The organism is Microcoleus sp. BM001215392 (assembly GCF_036700185.1).
GTDB lineage: Bacteria > Cyanobacteriota > Cyanobacteriia > Cyanobacteriales > Microcoleaceae > Microcoleus.
The window spans coordinates 27,678-31,052 of sequence record NZ_JAUBOJ010000039.1; the positions used below are offsets into that span (position 1 = coordinate 27,678).

A 3,375-nucleotide genomic window follows, 5' to 3' on the forward strand; every position below is an offset into this window, starting at 1 on the left:
GCATCGAGAGATTAGGAAAAACCCGGTTTCTTCGATATTCACCAGCGGCCAGCAAAACAGACTAAAATACAAACAACCCCACATCCCAACCCCACAAATGCTAAACAAAATTTGGCAATTCCTCAAACAACTAATCCAGCGCCTATTGGGAACCACACCCCCACCTGCGCCACCACCTGCGCCCCGCCCCACCCTCACAGACGCGGAATACGAGTCGAAATTCATGGAAATCTTGGAAGGGGTGAATGCCGGCTGGAGTCGAGGGGATGTCGCGGGATTCTTAATCGCAAAACGCCTGAAAGATGGTGAATTGGCCGCTTGGTTGCGACGGTTTGGAAGTCGATTGTTTGAGGGCGAACATGATGACAATGTTGCTACGGATGCGGTGGCTTCGCTTCAGGAATTGGGGCGCAGGCTGGAATTGTTGGGTAGAATTGGTAGCGGGGAATTGTCGCAGGTGGCGGGGGATATTGGGCGGGAGATTTTGACGCGATTTCCACTGCCGGTGGTTGAGGATGATGCTGGTGGGTATGGGAATGTGATTGAGGCGGTGTTTGTTGGGAATGGTTTGGGTGTTTCTGGGGATGGGAATCGCAGGGATGCGGAGGGTGCGGGGGATGAATTGGAAAAAGTATGACGGGTTTAGCTAAAGTGGGTTAGACATCCTCTACAAAAGCATGGCTTTTGAAAGTAATAATAACTTGCAGATATTGGTTAAACCCTTCGACAGATTGCCCTTAGGTAGACTCCATAGGCTTTGCATTTTTTATTCATTTTCATCAGACTCTTCTTCATCCCAAGTCGGCGTATAATTTGAGTCTGGAGGCTGGGTTTCCCCGCATTCTATAGCTAGCGTTTTGCGATATTGTTCTGCCTCAGCAACCTTGATAAATTGAATCGCATCTTTTTTTACAGTTTTAGTTTCTGCTGCAATCTTTTCCACCGCAGAGGCGATTTCATCTAATGATACCTTAAAAAATTCCTTGCGTTCGTTAACTTTGTTGACGCTCTTATCGCGAAAATACTTATGTAACAAATTCTCAATTTCTGGCACATTTTCACAAGAAATCATTGCATGAATATCAAAAGGAAATGGCACTGACGCTCCACTTAGTTCTTTAATCCGCTCCTCCGGTTCAAATCTGCGTGTCATCCCTATCTTATAAACATTTTCGCCAAAAGAACCAATATTTGAAATGACGTATATATGACCAGATTTTGTCATCTGAGCGCGAGATATAGCCCTTTGATTACCAAGAGACTCTTCAAGTTGTTGACTGAGTTGTTGGATTTTAGCCTCTAGTTGTTCTTTTTGTTGACCAGCAGCTTGTTCCATTTCTCGGCGAGCTTGTTCTAAAGCTTTTTCGCGGCGCTTTACTTCTTGTTCCGCCTCTTTCTTCGCTTTTTCTATTTCACGAAGTTCTCTCTCTTCCGCGCGCATTTGCTCTCTAATTCTTCGCTGTTCTTCTGCCTCTGCTTGTTTCTTTTCGTGAAATTCATGGGTCAGAAAGAGTTCTTCTAGTTTGAGGTCGCGATAAGTAGGCATGATTGTACAGCGATTACTTTCTGATAATTTGTTGATGGTTTGACAAGCTTTGTTGATCCTTGTTTCTAATTTGGTGACGTTATTATATTTGACCTGAAGAATTGCGGCATCGCACTCACCGTTAAAGGCTCTCAGTATAAGTGTGAGAAAGTCATCGGTCAGTTTTTTGCCTTTTGTTTTGCTGCCATCTACTGTCCAGGGTATATGACAGATGGCAGCAGTCTTATTTTTCAGCATTTGACTTTGTTGGCTTCTGATTTTATCAAGTCTTACCTTATATTCTTCTGAACTGCCAAAATCATACTTAGATTGATAAAATCCGAAAGATTGAACGAATTCTGCTTCTTGAACCTGATTGAGTTTTTGCTGGATTTTTTGGGTCTGAGCATTTAATTTTTGTTGCTCGCTGACAATCTCGTCGAGTTCTGTTTGTTTGAGATTTATATTTGAATCTAATTGCTTTTCAAATTCTTCTTTGGACAAGATTGTGTCATACTTACGTAAATTTTTTTTAAGCTTTGAGAGTTTGAGTTGCGTGTATGTTAAGATAGCAGCTAAAACTACTGATGCTACTGCGAGAAGTGTTGACAACATCATGTTTCTGTATCCCTGTTAAATATGTTTTAATATAACTGAATGTTTGTGAATTGGGCAAGTTGCTAGAGATTTAGCCCGATCGCACTTTCACTTGATTGGTTTGGGTGCGATCGATTAAGATGCAGGCGATCGGCTAACTTACGAATTACGGTGTGTGGCACTCCCACTGTGCCAGAATGGTTACGCCACGACAATTCATCTAAGTAGGTAAAGTTCAAACTGCGCACTCTACAATATATTGATATTATTGAGGATTAATCCCAATCCTTGCATCCACACACTCAAATCGTAATGACACAAGTAATCGGCATCGACTTAGGCGGCACCGCAATCAAACTCGGCAGATTTAGCGCAGACGGCGTTTGTCACCAATCCTTAACCGTCCCCACGCCTCAACCCGCAACTCCAGAAGCCGTGTTAGCCGCCATCACCGATGCTATTTTACAACTGAATCCACAGGAAAATGCTGTACGTGCGATCGGCATTGGCACACCAGGCCCAGCAGACGCTACTGGCCGCATAGCCAGAGTCGCCATGAACCTCAAAAACTGGCACAACGTCCCCCTAGCTGACTGGTTGGAAGCCAAAACCAAACTACCGACAATATTAGCAAATGATGCCGATTGTGCCGGATTAGGAGAATCTTGGTTAGGCGCAGGAAAGCACTTTAAAAACCTAATTTTACTAACATTAGGAACAGGAGTCGGCGGTGCAGTTATCCTAGATGGCAAACTATTTACAGGTCATTTAGGTGCTGCCGCAGAATTAGGATTAATTTCGATAAATCCCGACGGCCCAGAGTGTAATAGTGGCAATCACGGTTCTTTAGAACAGTACATTTCTGTGCTAGCAATTCGCCGCGATACTGGTTTGGAACCCTTAGCCTTAGCCAATTTAGCTAAGTCTGGAGATGCTAAAGCTTTAGAATTTTGGAGAAATTATGGTCGCTATCTCGGTATCGGTTTAGCAAGTATTATTTATATTTTAACACCAGAAGCTATTATTATTGGCGGCGGAATTAGTGCAGGTGCAGAGTTTTTCTTGCCCGCAGTTCAAACGGAAATTGACCGCCGAGTGTTGCCGAGTTCTCGGGAAGGTTTGCAGTTATTAGTTGCCCAATTGGGCAATCAAGCAGGCATGGTAGGCGCAGCAAAATTAGCTTGGCAAGTCGCTTAATACAGTTGACAGTTGATAGTTGACAGTTGACAGTTGACAGTTGACAGTTGACAGTT

4 protein-coding genes are annotated in these 3,375 nt (G+C 43.7%); 2 read left to right on the forward strand and 2 right to left on the reverse strand.

Features of this window, described 5'->3' with window-relative positions:
* On the forward strand, nt 1-637 hold a 637-nt coding region (locus QT974_RS07180; protein WP_333467830.1), incomplete at its 5' end, for a hypothetical protein.
* A 129-nt stretch (nt 638-766) separates the two neighbouring features.
* Here the strand turns inward: QT974_RS07180 and QT974_RS07185 are convergent.
* Both QT974_RS07185 and QT974_RS07190 read right to left on the reverse strand, forming a co-directional pair.
* Complete coding sequence (locus QT974_RS07185; RefSeq protein WP_333467831.1) at nt 767-2,143, reverse strand: DUF4041 domain-containing protein; 1,377 nt, start codon at nt 2,141-2,143, stop codon at nt 767-769.
* A gap of 62 nt (nt 2,144-2,205) precedes the next feature.
* Complete coding sequence (locus QT974_RS07190) at nt 2,206-2,361, reverse strand: hypothetical protein (protein WP_333467832.1); 156 nt, start codon at nt 2,359-2,361, stop codon at nt 2,206-2,208.
* Nucleotides 2,362-2,434: 73 nt separating this feature from the next.
* Here QT974_RS07190 and QT974_RS07195 point away from each other — a divergent pair, with 73 nt between their 5' ends.
* A complete protein-coding gene (locus QT974_RS07195; protein ID WP_333467833.1) occupies nt 2,435-3,319 on the forward strand; it encodes an ROK family protein in 885 nt (294 codons plus the stop codon).
* The last annotated feature ends 56 nt before the right edge of the window (nt 3,320-3,375 follow it).

Excerpts from the sequence above, each read along its gene's own strand:
- QT974_RS07195 (WP_333467833.1), top strand. The coding sequence starts at position 2,435 with ATGACACAAGTAATCGGCATCGACTTAGGCGGCACCGCAATCAAACTC.
- QT974_RS07185 (WP_333467831.1), bottom strand. The coding sequence starts at position 2,143 with ATGATGTTGTCAACACTTCTCGCAGTAGCATCAGTAGTTTTAGCTGCT.